Genomic DNA, 19,471 nt, shown 5'->3' with positions numbered 1-19,471 from the left:
ATCGTCAGGAATTGGTGTTCTGACACCACGAATAATCGTAGAAGTACCCTGACTGGCCGATATGTGACCCGAACGGGCCATGGGCGCCGCGGGGGAGCGCGGTGACGGGGCGGACCCGTCCCCGGGTCCGGCGGAGGCGCGGCGGGCCGGCGTTCCGGGAGCCGGCGTCCCTTCCGGCCCGGCTGCTCCGCCGGCTCCCGGAATCCGGCCCCGGTTCCCGGTGCCCTTTTTCTGCGGCCGCAGTCCTCTTCTGCGGTATTCCGGTGGTCCGGAGGGCTTTGGACGATTCCGGTTCGGTGAAGACGGGACCGCGGTGGCCGATCCGGTGCGGAATACCCAAGTGATGCTTCATGTCAAGGGTGTTGCGGGGTACCGCGTGAGGAAATCCGCCCGTGATCCGGAAAGTCGCATTCCGGTGGAAGGGCTGCCGCGGGGCACACGGTGCCGAAGTGTCCGCGAGGTCTCAACTCGGGAAAGACTGCCGTTCAAACCTGCTTTCGATCTTGCCCGGTCGGCGGCAAGTGGACTATACCTGTCGGCGTCCGCACAGCCGTTTCACACGGTCCGCGGACACGGGGACGGAGGAACGGTCGCGGCATGCCCTGAGGCATCTTCGTAACGGTCCCCGGGAACTTCCCCACTGCACCTGGCAATCCGGAAACCTGCACAACCCAAGCGCAACTGACCGCGGTGGCGGGACCCTTCGCCTAGGCGAATTCACGACGGGTGACCGGTACACCGCCTGAGTCCTGGAGAAGGCGAGGACTTGAGCATGGGATCCACCTCCGCCCACACCAATGAGGGCCTTGGCCGTCGCGATGTGATCAAGCGTTCTGCCGCACTCGGCCTGATCGCCGTCCCGACGATGAGCTTCCTGTCGGCGTGTGCCAGCAGCGACAGCGGAACCGACGAGAAGGTCGAGAAGGGCACCAAGAGCGCGAAGAACCCGCTCGGTGTCAATGAGACCGCCCCTCTAGAAGTCGTCATCTTCAACGGCGGCTTCGGTGAGCAGTACGCCATCGACGCGGAGAAGAAGTACAACGAGGCCTTCCCCAAGGCGCCGAAGGTCAAGCACACGGCGACCGAGAAGATCCAGTCGACGCTGCAGCCGCGCTTCAACGGCGGCACCCCGCCGGACCTGATCGACAACTCCGGCGCCGAGCAGATGGACATGGGCGTCCTGGTCGGCAAGAAGCAACTGCTCGATCTCACGCCCCTGCTGGACGCCCCGTCCTACGACGACCCGGCCAAGAAGGTCCGCGACACCCTCCGTCCGGGCATCGTCGAGATGGGCCAGTTCGACGGCGACCCGGTCTGGATCATGTACTACGCGTACACGGTCTACGGCGTCTGGTACTCCCAGACCGCCCTGGAGAAGCTGGACGCGGCGTACCCGGAGACCTGGGACGACATGCTCGCGCTGTGCGCGAAGGCGAAGAGGAAGGGCATCGCCGGCTGGACGTACCCGGGCAAGTACCCGTACTACATCCCGTTCTCGCTGTACCCCTTCATCGGCAAGATCGGGGGCCGCGAGGTCCTCGACAAGATCGACAACCTGGAGCCCAACGCCTGGAAGGACCCGGCCGTCAAGGCCGCGTTCGAGGCCTACTACGAGCTCCAGCAGAAGGGTTACATCCTCAAGGGCACGCCCGGCCTGACGCACATCCAGTCGCAGACCGAGTGGACCAAGGGCAACGCCCTCTTCATCCCGAACGGTTCGTGGGTGGAGAACGAGGCCGCGCCCACCACGCCCGAGGACTTCAAGATGATGGTCGGCGCGCCGTCCAGCCTGGACTCGTCCGACAAGCTGCCCTACGGCACCATCTGGGCCTCCGGCGGCGAGCCCTTCGTCGTCCCGGCGAAGGCGAAGAACCCCGAGGGCGCGATGGAGCAGCTGCGCATCATGCTCAGCGAGGAGTCCTCCAAGAACTTCACCCAGTCGGTGAAGTCCCTCAGCGCCTTCAACGGCGGCACCGACGGACTGGCGCTCTCCACCGCCATGCAGTCCGGTGTGGACGTGCTGGAGCGGGCCGGCGAGAACGTCGTCAACCCGCGCCTCCAGGACTGGTACGTCAAGCTCCAGAAGGAGCAGATCGGCAACGCGGGACTCGGAGAGATGATGGCGGGCCGCGCGACCCCGGCGGAGACCATCAAGAAGATCCAGGCCTTCGCGGACGCGGCGGCCAAGGACCAGTCCATCAAGCACTACAAGCACCAGTGAGCAACCGTCACCAGCGGCGGCACCCGCTCAGAGATCGGGGTCGGTAAACGATGCAGCACGGCAAGTACCGGTTCATAGCCGGATTCCTGGTGGTTCCCCTGGCGTTGTACGCGGTCTTCGTCATCTGGCCGTTCGTCCAGTCCATCTACTATTCCTTCACGGACTGGACCGGACTGAGCCCGGACTTCGAAATGGTCGGGTTCGACAACTACAGCAAGATGCTCCAGGACGACATCTTCTGGAAGTCGTTGCAGCACAGCGTGCTGCTCGTGCTGCTGCTGCCGCTGGTGACGCTGGGGCTCGCGCTCTTCTTCGCCTTCATGCTCAATGTCGGTGGCCGGCGGCGAAAGGGCGCCGCGGTCACCGGCGTGCGGGGGTCCTCGTTCTACAAGATCGCCTATTTCTTCCCTCAGGTCCTCTCGATCGTGATCGTGGCCCTGCTCTTCCAGTTCGCGTTCAACCCGACGTCCGGGATGCTGAATTCGACCCTGAAGGCGATCGGCGCGGGGAGCCTCCAGTCGGACTGGCTCGGTGACCCCGACCTCGCGCTGTACTGCGTGATGGTGGTCCTGATCTGGTCGACCGTCGGATTCTTCGTCGTCCTGTTCTCCGCGGGCATGGCCTCCATCCCGAAGGACTTCTACGAGGCGGCCCTGCTGGACGGGGCGAGCCGCATCACGACCTTCTTCAGGATCACGCTGCCGCTGCTCTGGGACACCGTGCAGTCCGGCTGGGTCTACATGGGCATCCTGGCCCTCGGCGTGGAGGCGTTCACCGCCGTCCAGGTCATGACCGTCGGCCCCGGCGGCCCCGACTACTCCACCAGCGTCCTGCCGCTGTACGTGTACCAGACGGCCTTCCGGGACGCCCAGGCCGGATACGCGACCACGATCGGCGTCGGACTGCTCATCGTCACCATGCTCTTCGCCGCGGTCGTCATGCGGCTGGGCCGGCGCGAGCGGCTGGAGTTCTGATGCCGGCGCACCCGAGGTACCGCGACGACCGGGTTCCCGGCGGCCCGCAGATCAGTTCGGTCCCGGTGGCCGGCTCGACAGTTGTACGAGGTGAGCACACGTGAAGGTCACTGAGACTCCGCCCGCCGCCCCGGCGCCCCGCTCGCCGGTGGCGAAGACCGATGCCCCGTCGGGCCGCCCGGACAAGGGCACCGAGGGCACCGTCCTCAACGTCTTCTCGCACGGCATGCTCATCATCTGGGCGGTGCTGGTCGTCATGCCGCTGCTGTGGGCGGTGATGTCGTCCTTCAAGACGGACGACTCGATCCTCTCGACCCCGTGGGCGCTGCCCGACAAGCTCCACTTCGAGAACTGGTCCCGGGCCTGGACCCAGGCCCATATGAGTGACTACTTCCTGAACACCATCCTGGTGGTCGGCGGTTCACTCGTCGGCACCCTGCTGCTGGGCTCGATGGCGGCGTACGTGCTGGCGCGGTTCGACTTCCCGGGCAACCGCTTCATCTACTTCCTCTTCATCGGGGGGATGAGCTTCCCGATCATCCTGGCCCTGGTCCCGCTGTTCTTCGTCATGAACAACATGGGCCTGCTGAACTCGGTGCACGGGCTGATCCTCGTCTACATCGCCTACTCGCTGCCCTTCACCGTCTTCTTCCTCACCTCCTTCTTCCGGACGCTGCCGACCTCGATCGCGGAAGCGGCCATGCTCGACGGGGCCTCGCACACCCGGACCTTCTTCCAGGTGATGCTGCCCATGGCCAAGCCCGGCCTGATCAGCGTCGGGATCTTCAACTTCCTCGGCCAGTGGAACCAGTACATGCTGCCGACGGTGCTCAACACCGAACCGGACGGCAAGGTGCTCTCCCAGGGGCTGGTCGAACTCGCCGTCAGCCAGGGGTACAAGGGGGACTGGTCCGGTCTCTTCGCCGGTCTGGTCATGGCGATGCTGCCCGTACTCGCGGCGTACGTCGTCTTCCAGCGCCAGGTGGTGGCGGGGCTGACCGCGGGGGCGCTCAAGTGACCGCGGGCGCCCGGGTGACACGGCGGGGGAGGGCCGCGCACGGGTCCGGCGGCGTGTTCACGTAACAGTCCGGTACAGAGGCCCGAAAACAACAGTCACCAAAAACGAACATCTCTTTCGGTCATGAACCGCCGCCGGGCAGGAAGCCGGGCGGCGGTTCATGGCGTTTCGCGGGTGTTCGTGGCTGTCCGGATGTCGGTGCCCGATGCTCATCCGTGGCTGCCGCTGCTCAAGGTCTTGACGGGGGGCGCCCCCGAACGCTCAGCTTAGGGTTCACATGTTGGAGAAAACGGCAGGAGTGGGAGAGTCGATGGAGACTCCGGGGTCGCAGACGTCTCTGCATCGGGCCAACCTTGAGCGGGTCGTACGCGCGGTGAGGATGGCGGGGTCGCTGACCCAGGCCGAGATCGCCCGGAGCACGGGCCTCTCCGCGGCCACCGTCTCCAACATCGTCCGCGAGCTCAAGGACGGCGGCACGGTCGAGGTGACCCCCACCTCGGCGGGCGGCCGCCGGGCGAGGAGCGTCTCGCTGAGCGGGGACGCGGGAATCGTCATCGGGGTGGACTTCGGCCACACCCACCTGCGCGTGGCCATCGGCAACCTGGCCCACCAGGTCCTCGCCGAGGAGTCCGAGCCGCTGGACGTGGACGCGTCCTCGGCACAGGGCTTCGGCCGGGCGGAACAGCTGGTCAACCGGCTGGTGGAGAGTACCGGAATCAACCCCGGGAAGGTGATCGGCGTCGGCCTGGGCGTCCCCGGGCCCATCGACGTCGAGTCCGGCACCCTCGGTTCCACGTCCATCCTGCCGGGCTGGACCGGCATCAATCCCAGCCAGGAGCTGGCCGGCCGCCTCGGCGTACCGGTCTACGTGGACAACGATGCCAACCTCGGGGCTCTCGGCGAGCTCGTCTGGGGCGCGGGCCGGGGCGTCAGGGACCTCGCCTACATCAAGGTCGCGAGCGGGGTCGGTGCCGGTCTCGTGATAGACGGCCGCATCTACCGGGGCCCCGGCGGCACGGCCGGCGAGATCGGGCACATCACCCTCGACGAGTCCGGCCCGGTCTGCCGCTGCGGGAACCGCGGCTGCCTGGAGACCTTCACCGCCGCCCGGTACGTCCTGCCGCTGCTGCGGCCCAGCCACGGCCCCGACCTCACCATGGAGCGGGTCGTCCAGCTGGCCCGCGAGGGCGACCCCGGCTGCCGCAGGGTGATCGGCGACGTCGGCCGCCACATCGGCAGTGGTGTGGCCAACCTGTGCAACCTGCTCAACCCCAGCCGGGTGGTGCTCGGCGGGTCCCTCGCGGAGGCCGGGGAGCTGGTGCTGGGACCCATCAGGGACTCGGTCTCGCGCTACGCCATCCCCAGCGCGGCCCGGCAGCTCGCGGTGGACCCCGGAGCACTCGGAGGGCGTGCCGAAGTGCTCGGCGCGCTGGCCCTGGTGCTCAGCGAGATGGGGGATTCGACCCTTTTGGAGAGCACACTGCCGACGGGGAGCCCCGCCTTCACTTAGAGAAGGCATGGCACCGTTGTCATCTCGTTAAGAATTTACTCCTTGACGTCGGCTCAGGGGCCGAGTTGACTTCCGGTCACCTCGGCCGCACCGTCGCGGCCTCGTCAGGGAGGTTCGAAATGAACACGCGTATGCGCCGTGCCGCCGTTGCCGTCGCCGCCACCGCCATGGCCGTCTCGCTGGCCGCCTGCGGCAGCGCCAAGGAGTCCGGCGACAAGGACGGCGGCTCCGAGCCGGCCGCCGGGAAGAAGGGCGACGCCGTCAAGATAGGCCTGCTGCTTCCCGAGAACGGCACGGCCCGTTACGAGAAGTTCGACAAGCCGATCATCGAGAAGAAGGTCGACGAGCTGACGGGCGGCAAGGGCGAGGTCGTCTACGCCAACGCCAAGCAGGACGCCACGCTCCAGGCGCAGCAGGTCGACACGATGATCACCAACAAGGTCGACGCCCTGATCCTCGACGCCGTCGACTCCAAGGCCATCGAGAACAGCGTCAAGAAGGCCAAGGCCGAGGGCATCCCGGTCATCGCCTTCGACCGCCTCGCCGAGGGCCCGATCGACGCCTACACCTCCTTCGACAACGAAGAGGTCGGCCGCGTCCAGGGCACCGCCCTCCTGGAGGCGCTGAAGGGCACGGACAAGCCCACCGTCGTCATGATGCACGGCTCGATCACCGACCCGAACGCCGCGCTCTTCAAGAAGGGCGCCAAGTCGGTCCTCGACGGCAAGGTGACGTACGGCAAGGAGTACGACACCAAGGAGTGGAAGGCCGAGAACGCCAACGCCAACATGGAGGGCGCGATCACGGCCCTCGGCAAGGACAAGATCGACGGCGTCTACTCCGCCAACGACGGCATGGCGGGCGGCATCATCACCGCCCTCAAGGCCGCCGGCATCAAGGAGCTCCCGCCGGTCACCGGCCAGGACGCCGAGCTCGCGGGTGTCCAGCACATCGTCACCGGTGAGCAGTACATGAGCGTCTACAAGCCCTACCCGCAGGAGGGCATCGTCGCCGCCGAGATGGCCGTGGCGCTGGCCAAGGGCGAGAAGCTGGACTCGATCGCCACCTCGAAGGTCGACAACGCGAGCACCCAGGGCATCCCCAGCGTCCTCGTCCCGGTCGTCTCGCTGACCAAGGCCAACATCATGGACACCGTCGTCAAGGACGGTATCTGGACGGTCGACGAGATCTGCACGGCCAAGTACAAGTCCGCGTGTGACGCGGCCGGCCTGAAGTAGCCCCGCCACCGGGCCGCCGCACCGCGGACGGCCCGGACCGGGCCCGCCTCCCCCGGGGCGGCCCCCGAAGCCTGTCCGGCGCCGCGCCCACCAACCGTCCCCGCTACCGGGCGGGGCGCCGGACGGAACGATTCCGCACACCGGTCCGGCGTATCCGCTCCCGCCACCGCGCGCAGGATCGCGGCGCTTCGGCGCTCCGTACTCAACTCTTCTGCTCGACCACCGCGCCTCCCCCCAGGCGCGGCATCCCCGCCGGGTCAGGCGGCGAAGGAGATGGTTCACGTGTCCGCTACGCCCGTGCTGGCGTTGCGAGGGGTCTCCAAGCGTTTCGGTGCCGTCCAGGCGCTCACCGACGTAGAGCTGGAGATCCATGCCGGTGAGGTGGTCGCCCTCGTGGGTGACAACGGCGCCGGCAAGTCAACGCTGGTCAAGACGATCGCCGGGGTGCACCCCATCGATGACGGTGTCATCGAGTGGGAAGGCCGGCCGGTCCACATCAACAAGCCCAACGACGCCCAGGGTCTCGGGATCGCGACCGTCTACCAGGACCTCGCGCTCTGCGACAACATCGACGTCGTCGGCAACCTGTACCTCGGACGGGAGATCCGCAGGTTCGGCATCCTCGACGAGGTCGAGATGGAGCGCCGCTCGCGCGAGCTCCTGAGCACGCTGTCGATCCGTATCCCCAGCGTCCGCATCCCGATCGCCTCGCTCTCCGGCGGACAGCGCCAGACCGTCGCCATCGCCCGCTCGATGCTCGGCGAGCCGAAGCTGGTCATCCTCGACGAGCCCACCGCGGCCCTCGGCGTCGAGCAGACCGCCCAGGTCCTCGACCTCGTCGAACGGCTGCGCGAGCGGGGCCACGCGGTCATCCTCATCAGCCACAACATGGCCGATGTGAAGGCCGTCGCCGACAAGGTCGCCGTGCTCCGGCTGGGCCGGAACAACGGGGTCTTCGACGTGAAGACCACCTCGCAGGAAGAGATCATCTCCGCCATCACGGGCGCCACGGAGAACGCCGTGACCCGTCGTGCGGCGCGCAACGCGGAGGCCAAGAAGTGACAACCGACAAGAAGACCACCGCGGCCGGCGCCCCCGTGGTCAACCCGGAGGCGGCCAAGGGCGCGGACACCGCGGTCGACCCCCGGCTGCTCATACGCGAGCAGGGCTTCGCCGGGTACATGACCGAGTTCAAGCGCAAGATGCGCGGCGGTGACCTCGGCTCCATCCCGGTGATCATCGGCCTGATCGTCATCGGCGTGGTCTTCCAGAGCCTGAACTCCGAGTTCCTCTCCGCGAAGAACATCAGCGACATCGCCGTGACCATGGTGGCCACCGGCATGATGGCCGTCGGCATCATCTTCGTCCTGCTGCTCGGCGAGATCGACCTCTCGGTCGGCTCGGTCTCCGGGGTCTCCGGAGCCGTCGTCGCGGTGCTCAGCGTCACCCACGGCATGAACGAGTGGCTGGCCGTGCTGGTCGCCGTCGCCAGCGGCGCGGTCATCGGCGCCCTCCACGGCTTCTTCTTCGCGAGGATCGGCGCCCCCGCCTTCGCCGTGACCCTCGCCGGGCTGCTGTTCTGGCTCGGCCTGATGCTCCAGCTGCTGGGCGACACGGGCACCATCAACCTCGACAGCGAGGGCGTGGTCTCCAAGCTCACCACGTACTACTTCACCGACGTCGCCGCCGCCTACGGGCTCGCCGCCGTCGCGGTGGCCGCCTACTTCCTCTCCGCGTTCCTCGACGGCCGCCGCCGTGAGGCCGCGGGCGTCCCCTCCCGGCCGGTCGCCGACATCGTGGTGCGCACCGCGGTGCTCGCGGTGTTCTCCTTCGCCGCCGCGTACATGTTCAACCAGTACCGGGGCCTGCCGCTGGCCCTGGTCCTCTTCCTCGTCGTCCTGGTCGGTACGGACTTCGGCCTGCGCCGCACCGCCTACGGCCGGAAGATCTTCGCGCTCGGCGGCAGTGTCGAGGCGTCCCGCAGGGCCGGTATCAACGTCACCGCGATCCGCGTCTCGGTCTTCTCCATCGCCGGCACGTTCGCGGCGATCGGCGGCCTGTTCTGGGCCTCCAAGATCGCGGCCGCCAACCAGGGCTCCGGCACCGGCGACCTCCTGATGAACGTCATCGCCGCGGCCGTCATCGGCGGCACCAGCCTCTTCGGCGGCCGGGGCCGCACCTGGAACGCCCTGCTCGGCGTCATGGTGATCGTCTCGATCCAGTACGGCCTGTCCCTGGAGGGCATCGCCACACCGGTGCAGTACATGGTGACCGGAGCTGTGCTTCTCGCCACGGTCGTCATCGACTCCGTCACCCGTAAGACGCAGAAGACGGCGGGCCGCGCCTGACGGCCGCACCCGCTCCCACGTGCCCGGCGTCCTCCACGGCGCCGGGCACACGCGTGCCCCGGGCCCCCGGCGCGAGGCGGCGGAAAAGACCGCCGGATGACCGCGCGGCCCGGGGGAACATTAGACTCATCGGATCGGCACGCTCGACCAGCTCAAACGCAAGGAGGCACGGGTGGACCTGCTGACCCGCATCGGGGGACCGCGCGACCTGGACCGGCTCAGCCTCGAGCAGCTGGAGCAGCTCGCCGAGGAGATCCGTACCTTCCTCGTCGACGCGGTGTCCAAGACCGGCGGCCACCTCGGCCCGAACCTGGGCGTGGTCGAGCTGACCATCGCCCTGCACCGGGTGTTCGAGTCGCCCCGGGACAAGGTCCTCTTCGACACCGGCCACCAGAGCTACGTGCACAAGCTGCTCACCGGCCGGCAGGACTTCTCGAAGCTCAAGAGCAAGGGCGGCCTCTCCGGGTACCCCTCCCGCGCCGAGTCCGAGCACGACGTCATCGAGAACTCGCACGCCTCGACGGTGCTCGGCTGGGCCGACGGCCTCGCCAAGGCCAACGAGGTACTGAAGAAGGACGACCGCGTCGTCGCCGTCATCGGTGACGGGGCCCTCACCGGCGGTATGGCCTGGGAGGCGCTGAACAACATCGCCGCCGCCAAGGACCGCCCCCTCGTCATCGTCGTCAACGACAACGAGCGCTCCTACGCCCCGACCATCGGCGGCCTCGCCAACCACCTCGCGACGCTGCGCACCACGGACGGCTACGAACGCTTCCTGGCGCGCGGCAAGGACATCCTGGAGCGCACGCCGGTCGTCGGCCGCCCGCTCTACGAGACCCTGCACGGCGCGAAGAAGGGCCTCAAGGACTTCATCGCCCCGCAGGGCATGTTCGAGGACCTGGGCCTGAAGTACGTCGGCCCCATCGACGGCCACGACATCGAGGCCCTGGAATCCGCGCTCCAGCGCGCCAAGCGCTTCGGCGGCCCCGTCATCGTCCACTGCATCACGGAGAAGGGCCGGGGCTACACCCCCGCCCTCCAGGACGAGGCGGACCGCTTCCACGCCGTCGGCAAGATCCACCCCGACACCGGCCTGCCCATCTCCACCTCCGGCCTGGACTGGACGTCGGTCTTCGGCGAGGAGATGGTCAAGCTGGGCCACGAACGCGAGGACATCGTCGCCATCACCGCGGCGATGCTCCAGCCCGTCGGCCTCGGCAAGTTCGAGGAGGCGTTCCCGGACCGCATCTACGACGTCGGCATCGCCGAGCAGCACGGCGCGGTCTCCGCGGCCGGCCTCGCCACGGGCGGACTGCACCCGGTCTTCGCGGTCTACGCCACCTTCCTCAACCGGGCCTTCGACCAGGTCCTGATGGACGTCGCCCTGCACAGGTGCGGGGTGACCTTCGTCCTGGACCGCGCGGGGATCACCGGCACGGACGGCGCCTCGCACAACGGCATGTGGGACATGTCCATCCTCCAGTGCGTGCCCGGCCTCAGGATCGCCGCCCCGCGCGACGCCGACCAGGTCCGCGCCCAGCTGCGCGAGGCCGTCGCCGTCGACGACGCCCCGACCGTGGTCCGCTTCTCCAAGGGCGCGGTCGGCCCGGCGGTCAAGGCCGTCGGTACGGCCGGTTCCATGGACGTCCTGCGTGAGGCCGGCACCGACGCGCCGGACGTCCTGCTGGTCTCCGTCGGGGCGCTCGCCCCGATGTGCCTGGAGATCGCCGGACTGCTGGACGCCCAGGGCATCTCCACCACCGTGGTCGACCCGCGCTGGGTCAAGCCCGTCGACGAGGCCCTGGCCCCGCTCGCCGCGCGCCACCGGGTCGTCGTCACCGTCGAGGACAACAGCCGTGCCGGCGGCGTCGGTTCCGCCGTCTCCCAGGCGCTGCGGGACGCCGGGGTCGACGTACCGCTGCGTGACTTCGGCATCCCGCCGGTCTTCCTGGACCACGCCTCCCGCAAGGAGGTCATGGCCGAGATCGGGCTGACCGCCCCGGACATCGCCCGCCAGGTGACCGGTCTGGTCGCCGAACTGGACGGCCGTTACGAGAGCCGGGCCGCCGTGGCTCCCGTCCGCGACTGACCCGGCCCGCCTGAGCCCCGTACGGCCTGGTCCGGCCCCGCCGCGCCCGGTCCCGCCGCGCCCCTCCGCCCACCCGGACGGAGGGGCGCGGCCGTAGGGCGGCCGCGCGCCGTGCGGAGGCGCGCGGGCCGCTCAGGGGCGCGCGGACACCGCTCCGTACGCCGTTCGGCCCAGCGGGCTTCCCTCTCCCGGGCCCCATCGGGTGAGTCGCCCCCCGCTGCCGCTCGTCGGCCGCGCCCCCTCTCGATCATGACCGTGATTCGGGTAACGCGAGGACGCGCCGACGGACACCACGGAGGCTGGCCGATGAGCACACTGTTCAGAACGAAATCGGTCGAACAGTCGATCAGGGACACGGAGGAACCGGAGCACGCCCTCAGGAAATCCCTCTCCGCCCTCGACCTCACCGTCTTCGGGGTGGGTGTCATCATCGGCACCGGCATCTTCGTCCTCACGGGCAAGGTCGCCAAGGAGACGGCGGGCCCCGCCACCGCCCTCGCCTTCGTCGCCGCCGGTATCGTCTGCGCGCTCGCGGCCCTGTGCTACGCCGAGTTCGCCTCGACGGTGCCGGTCGCCGGGTCGGCGTACACCTTCTCCTACGCCTCGCTGGGCGAACTCGTCGCCTGGATCATCGGCTGGGACCTGGTGCTCGAATTCGCGCTGGGCACGGCGGTGGTGGCGGTCGGCTGGTCCGGGTACGTGCGGTCGCTGATGGACAACATCGGCTGGACGATGCCCGAAGCGCTCTCCGGCCCCGACGTGGCCGACGGATTCGGCTTCGACATCCTGGCGTTCGCCCTCGTCCTCGTCCTGACCGTCATCCTGGTGCTCGGGATGAAGCTCTCCGCCCGGGTCACCACGGTCGTGGTGGCCGTCAAGATCGCCGTCGTGCTGATCGTGATCATCGCCGGGCTGTTCTTCATCGAGGCCGCCAACTACAAGCCCTTCGTCCCCGACGCCGAACCGCAGCCCTCGGGATCGGGCCTCGACGCCCCGCTGGTCCAGCTGATCTTCGGCTACGAACCGACCAACTTCGGGGTCATGGGCATCTTCACCGCCGCCTCCATCGTCTTCTTCGCCTTCATCGGCTTCGACGTCGTGGCCACGGCCGCCGAGGAGACGAAACTCCCTCAGCGCGACATGCCGCGCGGCATCCTCGCCTCACTCCTCATCTGCACCCTGCTCTACGTCGCCGTGTCCATCGTGGTGACCGGAATGCAGCACTACTCCGAACTCTCCGTCAGCGCCCCGCTCGCCGACGCCTTCAAGGCCGCCGGACACCCCTTCTACGCCGGTGTCATCAGCTTCGGCGCCGCCGTCGGCCTCACCACCGTCTGCCTGATCCTGCTCCTCGGCCAGACCCGGGTGTTCTTCGCGATGAGCCGTGACGGGCTGCTCCCGCGCTTCTTCTCCAAGACCCACCCGCGCTTCGGCACCCCCTACCGCCCCACCGTCCTGCTCGGTGTGATCATCGCGGTCGTCGCCGGTCTCACCAGCATCAACGAACTCGCCACCCTGGTGAACATCGGCACGCTCTTCGCGTTCGTGGTCGTCGCCCTCGGCGTCATCGTGCTGCGCCGCACCCGCCCGGACCTGCACCGGGCCTTCCGCACCCCCTGGGTACCGCTGATCCCGGTCCTCTCGGTGGCGGCCTCGGTCTGGCTCATGCTGAACCTGCCCGCGGAGACCTGGCTCCGGTTCGGGATCTGGATGGTGCTCGGAGTGGTCATCTACTTCGTGTACGGACGCCGGAACAGCACGATGGCGAAGGCCGCGGAGGCGGACCGGGCGGAACGCTGACGGGCGGAGCACCACCGGCAGCGGGCCGGGCGGGCGGCAGACGGGGCCGGCAGCGGGCCGGGGTCCGGCCTCGGGGACCGCTCAGCCCCGGGGGCGGACCGTACGCGGGCCGGCGCACCGGGCGCCGTACGCCTCCACGCGCCGCCGCAGCCCCCGGTCTGCGGTGACCACCAGACAGGGGCGGTCCGGCCGCCCGGCCGCCGCACCGGACCCCCGGCCGGAGACCAGCTCGACGATCCGGTCGTCGCCCTCGCCCGGGGCGCTCTCCACCCGTACACCCGGTACGGACTCCACACCCCGGGCCGCGCCCTCCACGACCAGCACCATCTCCAGCGGCCCGGGGAACCCGGGCAGCCCGGCGGCGGCGTACGGGACGAGCGAGTCCCGCAGCCGCTCGGCCGCACCCCGCCGGTCCCGCCACCAGCCGTCCGGCACCGACCCGACGACGTTCGCCGCGTCGACCACGACCAGGGGCTGCTCGGCGGTCAGGGGGTCTTTGGGCTCCGGAGGCTGTCGGTCGGTCACCCCCGAAGGGTGACACACACTCAGCCCCCGGTGGCGGGCGACTTCTTCGCCGATTCCGGGACCGCGGTGTCCTCGCGGATCGCCTTCCACAGGTCACCGGCCTGCGGCTCGGCGGCCACCACGCGGTTCCTGTCGATCGTGTCGTAGGCGACCGGCAGCATGACCGTCTCCATGGTGGAGGGATCGACACCGTTCATGGACTGGGCGAACTTGCTGAGCGAGGTCAGCGAGGCGAGCCCCTCGTCGGTGGTGAGCGACTTGGTGGCGGAGTTCGCGATCTTGTACGTCTTGGCCGGACTGCCCAGCAGGTCCTGCGACTTGATCTCGGTGAGCAGGGCCAGCAGGAACTGCTGCTGCAACCCGATGCGGCCCAGATCGCTGCCGTCCCCTATGCCGTGCCGGGTACGGACGAAGGCCAGGGACTCGGTGCCGTTCAGCTTGTGCTCACCGGCGGCCAGGTCGAGTCCGGAGGCCTTGTCCCTGATCGGCTCCTCGACCTCGACGGTGACCCCGCCGATGGCGTCCACCAGATCCTTGAAACCGGCGAAGTCGATCTCCATGTAGTGGTCGATGCGGACCCCGGACATCTTCTCCACGGTCTTGACCACACAGGCCGGACCGACCTCGGAGTACACGGAGTTGAACATCTTGCGCTCCGCCGTCGGGACCGTCGTCCCGTCGGCCTTGACGCACTCCGGGCGGGTCACCAGCGTGTCGCGCGGGATCGAGACCGCGACGGCCTGCTTCCGGCCCTCGGGTATGTGCACCACCAGCGCGGTGTCGGACCGGGACCCGCTGACACCGCCGCCCCCGCCCAGCTCCTTGTTCTCCGCGCCGGCGCGCGAGTCGGAGCCCAGGACGAGCAGGTTCTGGCCGGTGGTGGGGAGCTTCTCGGGACGGTCCTCGCCGAGCGCCTCGTCGATGTCGACGGCCTTGATGTTGCCGTCGAGGTCCTGGTACATCCAGTACGCCGTACCGCCCCCGGCGAGCACCAGCACCACCAGCACCCCGAGCGTGATCTTGAGCCCGCGGCGGCGTTTGCGGGGGGTGGCTCTCCGGCCGGAACGAGGAACACCCTGAGCGGTGTCGGGGTTTGAACGATGCGATGCCATGTCTTGGACCCTTCGCCGAAACGGCCAACGTGCCGGGGTACGGGCGCAGGGGTACCGGCCCATCCATCTCTGTAAGTAAACTCACGCGAACTATAGACATAGTTTCGACTTGGCAGTGCGGCGGGTATCCTCGTTCCCGTTCCTGTGCTTCCCGGACGCGCCCCGGAACTTCACGGACCGGTAGAGCGCGATCCGGGGCGGGGGTGGAATCAACGCTTCGCCGAGGCCCGGCCCTGGGCCGAGAAGGCGTGTGTGAAGCACATCGAGAAGGGCTGCGGTCGATTCATGGCAACGCGATCTGCGCGTAGATCTCCGAGGCCGGCGCAGCGGCCGGGCCGGGAGAGGCCCACGCCGAGCGTACGGCCCGTGGTAAAGGACGCGGCTTCGAGTTCCTGGCTTTTCCTCGGTAAGGACGGCCGGTTGAGTGCCTTCGCCTCCGTGTCCGGCGGGATCGTGCGCTGGACGGAGCAGGGGACGGACAAAGCGGAATGGTTCCATCCTGATTTCTTTCCCGTACCGGACCTGACGGACGTGGTGTTCGCCCAGGGGGCGGACGGATACGTCCATGTGGTGGGCCGCCGCAGCAGCACGCGGGAAGAGGGGGCCGCGGTCTCCTTCGTGCACGCCGCCCAGTACCAGACCGGCAGGCCGATCGGTTCCTGGAGGTCGCTCGGCAACCTCTACAAGAACGAGGACATGAGCCGGCAGGTCGGCACGCCGACCGCGGCCGTGGACAAGGACGGCGGACTCCACGTCTTCGTACGGAACTTCGGGAAGGGCGTGCACGGGCGCCGCCAGAGTTCCGAAGGCTCCTGGACCAAGTGGGCGGACATGAAGGGCAGCGGGGTCCTGGACGGCCTGCTCGCGTTCGCCACCCGGGACGGGCTCGTCTCCCTCGTGGCCCCGGCCGAGAAACGGCTGAGCCTGTGGGCCCAGTCCAAGGCGGGCGGCCCGGTCGAGCACGCCGGTGATCTGCCGGTCCTCGCGCAGCAGGGGTCCTGCTGCGCGATCGAGACGGCGCCCGGCCGGGTGACGTACCTCTGGCACGCGGCCGACGGCACCGGTGTCCAGGCATACCGGGAAGGCGCCGGGCTGATGTCACTCGGCGGCGGCCCCGCCAGTGACGCCCTGGCGGCCACCCGGGCGGTCATCGACGGTTACGACTGCACCGTGCTCGCCTACCGGAGCCTCACGGGCGGCACCGCGCTGGCGGCCTATCCGACCGAGAATGAGGCCGCGGGCCTGTGGTGGACGGAGACGGGCGAGGACTGCCTCGGCTCACCCGCCCTGGCCACCGACGCGCAGGGCCGCATCGTCATCGCCGCGATCAGCCGGAGCGGCGAACTCCTCGTCACCCGGCAAAAAGACAACCGAGGACTTTCGCTCGGAAAGTGGATGCGCTTCTGAACGCTGTCCTCAGTGGCTCCCGGGAGTACGGAACCCGCCATTCCCGGTGCGCGGAGGAGGAATGCGGGTCAAGGCGTGCCGGTCGACGGCCAGCACCGAGACACGCTTGAGGAATTCTATCGAGCGGTCCGAAGTCCTGGGTGTGATCCAGGACTCGTCGATATCGCACAGCTCCACCTGGACAGGCGTCCGCCGCAGGACTATCGGCAATGTGTAGGCGATGGTCGAAGGGAAAGTCAGGATCTTCCGCCCGATCGGTTCGAGTCTGACCGAAAGCTCCAAGGGCAAGGCGGGATGGACGATTTCCATACCGGTCGCCTCGGCGATCCGGTGGAGTTTCTCGGGACTCTCGCGACGGTGCGCGAGATATCGCCACACACGGTGTTCCTCCGCGATGTGGGTCAGCGCCTCCAGGTAGTGGTCCTGGTCGATCACCTCGGTCTCCACCAGCGACGTCCCGGCCAGGTCGGCGCCTCCCAGGACCCTCACCGGGCCGAAGGTCGAGCGGATCCACGTGTAGTCGTTGTACTCGATCTCCGTCCTCGCCGGCGGGACGATGGGCAGGCAGGTGAAGAAGGTGAACCGCTCCAGGGAACCGCGGTTCAGCCAGCGGTTCACCGAGTCCTTCCGGGAGGAGCGCCGTTCGGTCTGCTTGTGCCACCGCGACAGGGTGCGGCCGTACGCCAGCAGGCTGGCCAGTTCGGTGGTGGCCGTTCCGTCGTCCACGATGACGACCTCGCGCGCGCGGGAGACCGGCAGCAGGGTCTGGATCATGCCGGAGAAGAGGTCGCCGATCAGCAGCCGGTGCGCCGCGGCCATGCGCCTGCGCAGCCGTGCGATCTGCCGGAACCGTTCCAGCAGCCCGGAGCGGATCTCGTAGCACTGCCACTCCAGCCCGGCCCGCGTCGCGTAGTCGCAGAGCCGGCGCACCTGGAAACGCGAATGGTCGTCCAGGGGCATGAGGACGGCGATGGAGAGAGAGGGGGCCTCGCCCCGGTGGGTGTGGGCCCACTCCAGGACGTTCAGCAGCTGGGCCGGGCTTTCCACCAGGGCGAGGGTCTCACTCATGCCGTGATCTGCAGGGTCTCTTCGGCCAGGCTGCCCGGGACGCGGCGCAGCTTCTTCATCGGGCCGAGCTCCGACTCGTAGACCTTCTTGACGCCGTCGCCCTTGGCCTCGTCGATGGTGCGGATGTCGCGGACCAGGCGCGTGAGGCCCTGCGGCTCGACGGAGGCGGCCTGGTCGGAGCCCCACATGGCGCGGTCGAGGGTGATGTGGCGCTCGACGACGCACGCTCCGATCGCCACGGCGGCCAGGGTCGTCTGCAGACCGATCTCGTGGCCCGAGTACCCGATCGGTATGTTCGGGTACTCCTCCTGGAGGGTGTTGATGACCCGGAGGTTCAGCTCGTTGGTCGCTGCCGGGTAGGTGCTCGTGGCGTGCAGCAGGATGGTGTTCTGGCTGCCGAGGACCTCGACGGCGTGCCGGATCTGACGGGGCGTCGACATGCCGGTGGAGAGGATGACGGGCTTGCCGGTGGCGCGCAGCGCGCGCAGCAGCTCGTCGTCGGTGAGGGAGGCGGAGGCCACCTTGTGGACGGGGACGTCGAACTTCTCCAGGAAGACGACGGCCTCGGTGTCCCACGGGGAGGCGAACCAGGCGATGCCGCGCTCGGCGCAGTGCTCGGCGATGGCGGTGTACTCGGCCTCGCCGAACTCCACGCGGTGGCGGTAGTCGATGTACGTCATCCGGCCCCAGGGGGTGTCGCGCTCGATGTCCCACTGGTCGCGCGGGGTGCAGATCTCCGGGGTGCGCTTCTGGAACTTCACGGCGTCGCAGCCGGCGTCCGCGGCGGCGTCGATCAGCGCGAGGGCGTTGTCGAGTTCACCGTTGTGGTTGATACCGATCTCACCGATCACATAGGTGGGAGCGCCCGGCCCCACGGTGGTGGTGCCGATCTGGCGAATTCGGTTGTTGTGCGCCACTGTTCAGAGGTCCTTTCCAAGGAGCCATTCGGCGATTTCTCGCACGGCGCCGTGCCCTCCATGGGCCGACGTGGTCAGACGAGCCCGTTCCCGCACCGCGCGGTGGGCGTCTCCCACAGCGACGGGCCAGCCGACGAGCTCGAAGCAAGGCAGGTCGTTGACGTCGTTTCCGACGTAGAGGATGCGTCCGGGGTCGATGCCCTCCGCACGGAACCACTTCTCCAACTCGACGTCCTTGGTCTCCACACCGTGGACCACCGGGACACCGAGTTTGCGCGCCCGTGCGGCCACGACCGGATTGGTCTCGCTCGACAGGATGAGGACCGGCAGTCCGGCCCGTCGCAGCCGGGACGTCCCCATGCCGTCGCCGCGGTGGACGGAGACCGTCTCCCGCCCCGTCCCGTCGATCCAGACGCGGTCGTCGGTCTGGGTGCCGTCGAAGTCGAGGACGACCGCGTCGATGTCGTCCCGGTGGGGGCGCGTCGCGGCGTCGAGCAGCGGGGCCAGGGCGCGAGCCCGGTCGAGGTCGCCGGGCTCGTCGATCTCGATGGCCCGCTCGGGGGCGGTGGCGACCATCGCGGTCCGGCCGAAGAACCGGTGCAGGTACTTCCGGAAACCGTCCGCGCGCATGGCGTAGACGGCCCCGGTCTCCAGGAACTCCGGTACGCGGTCCTGCCGGCGCTGCCGCTCGGCGCTGTCGTGGTTCACCCCGTACGCGCCACGGGCGTTCGCCCCTGCACCGGCGGACGCGGGTTCCGCGCGCCAGACGAAGCCGTGGAAGGGGGCGGCGGTGAACGCCGTGTCCGCCCCGTCGCGGGTGATCGCCAGCACCGTCTCGTCGATCTCCCCGGCGGTGACGAAGGGGCTCGTGCACTGCACGAAGACCAGGACCTCGACGGACTGCCGGTGCCGGGACTCGACCGTGTCCAGCGCGTGGATCAGGGCCGATTCGCTCGACGCCTGGTCGGAGGCGAGCTGTTCGGGACGCTCCACCACCTCGGCGCCCGCCCGCAGGGCGGCTGCCGCGATGAGCGGGTCGTCGGTGGAGACTACGGTGCGGCCGACGTGCTCGGCGGCCAGGCAGGCGTGGACCGCCCTCGCGACCAGAGCCACGCCGCCGACCGGCATCACGTTCTTGCCGGGGATCCCCTTGGATCCGCCGCGCGCGGGTATGACGGCCGTCACGGTGGAGGAAAGAGCCTCCCGTGCGAGGGTGTCGGACACAGGAATCTCCTGGTAGGTAC

At 68.9% G+C, this 19,471-nt stretch carries 15 protein-coding genes; 10 read left to right on the top strand and 5 right to left on the bottom strand.

The genetic code is table 11. The features are described 5' to 3' along the window. Nucleotides 1-772 precede the first annotated feature (772 nt). The 9 genes from ngcE (at nt 773) to CP967_RS05865 (ending at nt 13,198) form a co-directional block, all read left to right on the top strand. The gene (gene ngcE, locus CP967_RS05905; protein ID WP_150486934.1) at nt 773-2,221 is read left to right on the top strand and encodes an N-acetylglucosamine/diacetylchitobiose ABC transporter substrate-binding protein; all 1,449 of its coding nucleotides are present in this window, start codon (nt 773-775) and stop codon (nt 2,219-2,221) included. 50 nt (nt 2,222-2,271) lie between these two features. After that, the gene (locus tag CP967_RS05900) at nt 2,272-3,195 is read left to right on the top strand and encodes a carbohydrate ABC transporter permease (protein ID WP_150486933.1); all 924 of its coding nucleotides are present in this window, start codon (nt 2,272-2,274) and stop codon (nt 3,193-3,195) included. Nucleotides 3,196-3,295: 100 nt separating this feature from the next. Further along, nucleotides 3,296-4,213 carry a carbohydrate ABC transporter permease gene (locus tag CP967_RS05895; protein ID WP_150486932.1) on the top strand — a complete coding sequence of 306 codons (918 nt, stop codon included), beginning with the start codon at nt 3,296-3,298 and terminating at the stop codon, nt 4,211-4,213. A gap of 310 nt (nt 4,214-4,523) precedes the next feature. Further along, nucleotides 4,524-5,723, top strand: a complete 1,200-nt coding sequence (locus CP967_RS05890; RefSeq protein WP_150486931.1) for an ROK family transcriptional regulator — start codon at nt 4,524-4,526, stop codon at nt 5,721-5,723. A gap of 119 nt (nt 5,724-5,842) precedes the next feature. Continuing rightward, nucleotides 5,843-6,961 (top strand): sugar ABC transporter substrate-binding protein, encoded by a 1,119-nt coding sequence (locus CP967_RS05885; RefSeq protein WP_150486930.1) that lies wholly within the window; start codon nt 5,843-5,845, stop codon nt 6,959-6,961. Between the two features lie 273 nt (nt 6,962-7,234). Beyond that, a complete protein-coding gene (locus CP967_RS05880) occupies nt 7,235-8,023 on the top strand; it encodes an ATP-binding cassette domain-containing protein (RefSeq protein WP_150486929.1) in 789 nt (262 codons plus the stop codon). Next, nucleotides 8,020-9,309 (top strand): sugar ABC transporter permease, encoded by a 1,290-nt coding sequence (locus CP967_RS05875; protein ID WP_150486928.1) that lies wholly within the window; start codon nt 8,020-8,022, stop codon nt 9,307-9,309. Before CP967_RS05880 ends, CP967_RS05875 begins: the two co-directional genes overlap by 4 nt. A gap of 172 nt (nt 9,310-9,481) precedes the next feature. Continuing rightward, on the top strand, nt 9,482-11,398 hold the full coding sequence (gene dxs / locus CP967_RS05870; RefSeq protein ID WP_150486927.1) for a 1-deoxy-D-xylulose-5-phosphate synthase: 1,917 nt from the start codon (nt 9,482-9,484) through the stop codon (nt 11,396-11,398). Between the two features lie 306 nt (nt 11,399-11,704). Next, nucleotides 11,705-13,198, top strand: coding sequence for an amino acid permease (locus CP967_RS05865; protein ID WP_150486926.1), 1,494 nt, complete (start codon nt 11,705-11,707; stop codon nt 13,196-13,198). Between the two features lie 81 nt (nt 13,199-13,279). On the opposite strand, the gene CP967_RS05860 is transcribed toward CP967_RS05865, so the two are convergent. Continuing rightward, nucleotides 13,280-13,687: an NYN domain-containing protein gene (locus CP967_RS05860; RefSeq protein WP_150491719.1), complete on the bottom strand. Its 408-nt coding sequence runs from the start codon at nt 13,685-13,687 to the stop codon at nt 13,280-13,282. Between the two features lie 56 nt (nt 13,688-13,743). Beyond that, a complete protein-coding gene (locus CP967_RS05855) occupies nt 13,744-14,835 on the bottom strand; it encodes an LCP family protein (RefSeq protein ID WP_150486925.1) in 1,092 nt (363 codons plus the stop codon). 420 nt (nt 14,836-15,255) lie between these two features. Between CP967_RS05855 and CP967_RS05850 the strand changes: the two genes are divergently transcribed. Further along, entirely contained in the window at nt 15,256-16,242 is a 987-nt protein-coding gene (locus CP967_RS05850; protein ID WP_150486924.1) for a PLL family lectin, read from the top strand. A 9-nt stretch (nt 16,243-16,251) separates the two neighbouring features. Here CP967_RS05850 and CP967_RS05845 read toward each other — a convergent pair whose 3' ends face one another. Genes CP967_RS05845 through CP967_RS05835 form a run of 3 tightly spaced genes read right to left on the bottom strand, consistent with a single transcriptional unit; the run spans nt 16,252 to nt 19,451 of the window. Beyond that, the gene (locus CP967_RS05845; RefSeq protein WP_150486923.1) at nt 16,252-17,310 is read right to left on the bottom strand and encodes a hypothetical protein; all 1,059 of its coding nucleotides are present in this window, start codon (nt 17,308-17,310) and stop codon (nt 16,252-16,254) included. Further along, complete coding sequence (locus tag CP967_RS05840) at nt 17,307-18,227, bottom strand: N-acetylneuraminate synthase family protein (protein ID WP_150486922.1); 921 nt, start codon at nt 18,225-18,227, stop codon at nt 17,307-17,309. The genes CP967_RS05845 and CP967_RS05840 overlap by 4 nt, the downstream gene beginning before the upstream one ends. Nucleotides 18,228-18,230: 3 nt before the next feature. Continuing rightward, on the bottom strand, nt 18,231-19,451 hold the full coding sequence (locus CP967_RS05835; protein ID WP_229888476.1) for an acylneuraminate cytidylyltransferase: 1,221 nt from the start codon (nt 19,449-19,451) through the stop codon (nt 18,231-18,233). Between the last annotated feature and the right edge of the window lie 20 nt (nt 19,452-19,471).

Origin of the sequence: Streptomyces nitrosporeus, from assembly GCF_008704555.1 — a bacterium.
Classification (GTDB): Bacteria; Actinomycetota; Actinomycetes; order Streptomycetales; family Streptomycetaceae; genus Streptomyces; species Streptomyces nitrosporeus.
Note: the sequence above shows the minus strand (reverse complement) of the source record. Positions and strands in the feature narration are given on the sequence as shown.

Coding starts and splice junctions, on each gene's coding strand:
- ngcE (WP_150486934.1), top strand. CDS start 773: ATGGGATCCACCTCCGCCCACACCAATGAGGGCCTTGGCCGTCGCGAT.
- CP967_RS05900 (WP_150486933.1), top strand. CDS start 2,272: ATGCAGCACGGCAAGTACCGGTTCATAGCCGGATTCCTGGTGGTTCCC.
- CP967_RS05890 (WP_150486931.1), top strand. CDS start 4,524: ATGGAGACTCCGGGGTCGCAGACGTCTCTGCATCGGGCCAACCTTGAG.
- CP967_RS05885 (WP_150486930.1), top strand. CDS start 5,843: ATGAACACGCGTATGCGCCGTGCCGCCGTTGCCGTCGCCGCCACCGCC.
- CP967_RS05880 (WP_150486929.1), top strand. CDS start 7,235: ATGGTTCACGTGTCCGCTACGCCCGTGCTGGCGTTGCGAGGGGTCTCC.
- CP967_RS05865 (WP_150486926.1), top strand. CDS start 11,705: ATGAGCACACTGTTCAGAACGAAATCGGTCGAACAGTCGATCAGGGAC.
- CP967_RS05855 (WP_150486925.1), bottom strand. CDS start 14,835: ATGGCATCGCATCGTTCAAACCCCGACACCGCTCAGGGTGTTCCTCGT.
- CP967_RS05845 (WP_150486923.1), bottom strand. CDS start 17,310: ATGAGTGAGACCCTCGCCCTGGTGGAAAGCCCGGCCCAGCTGCTGAAC.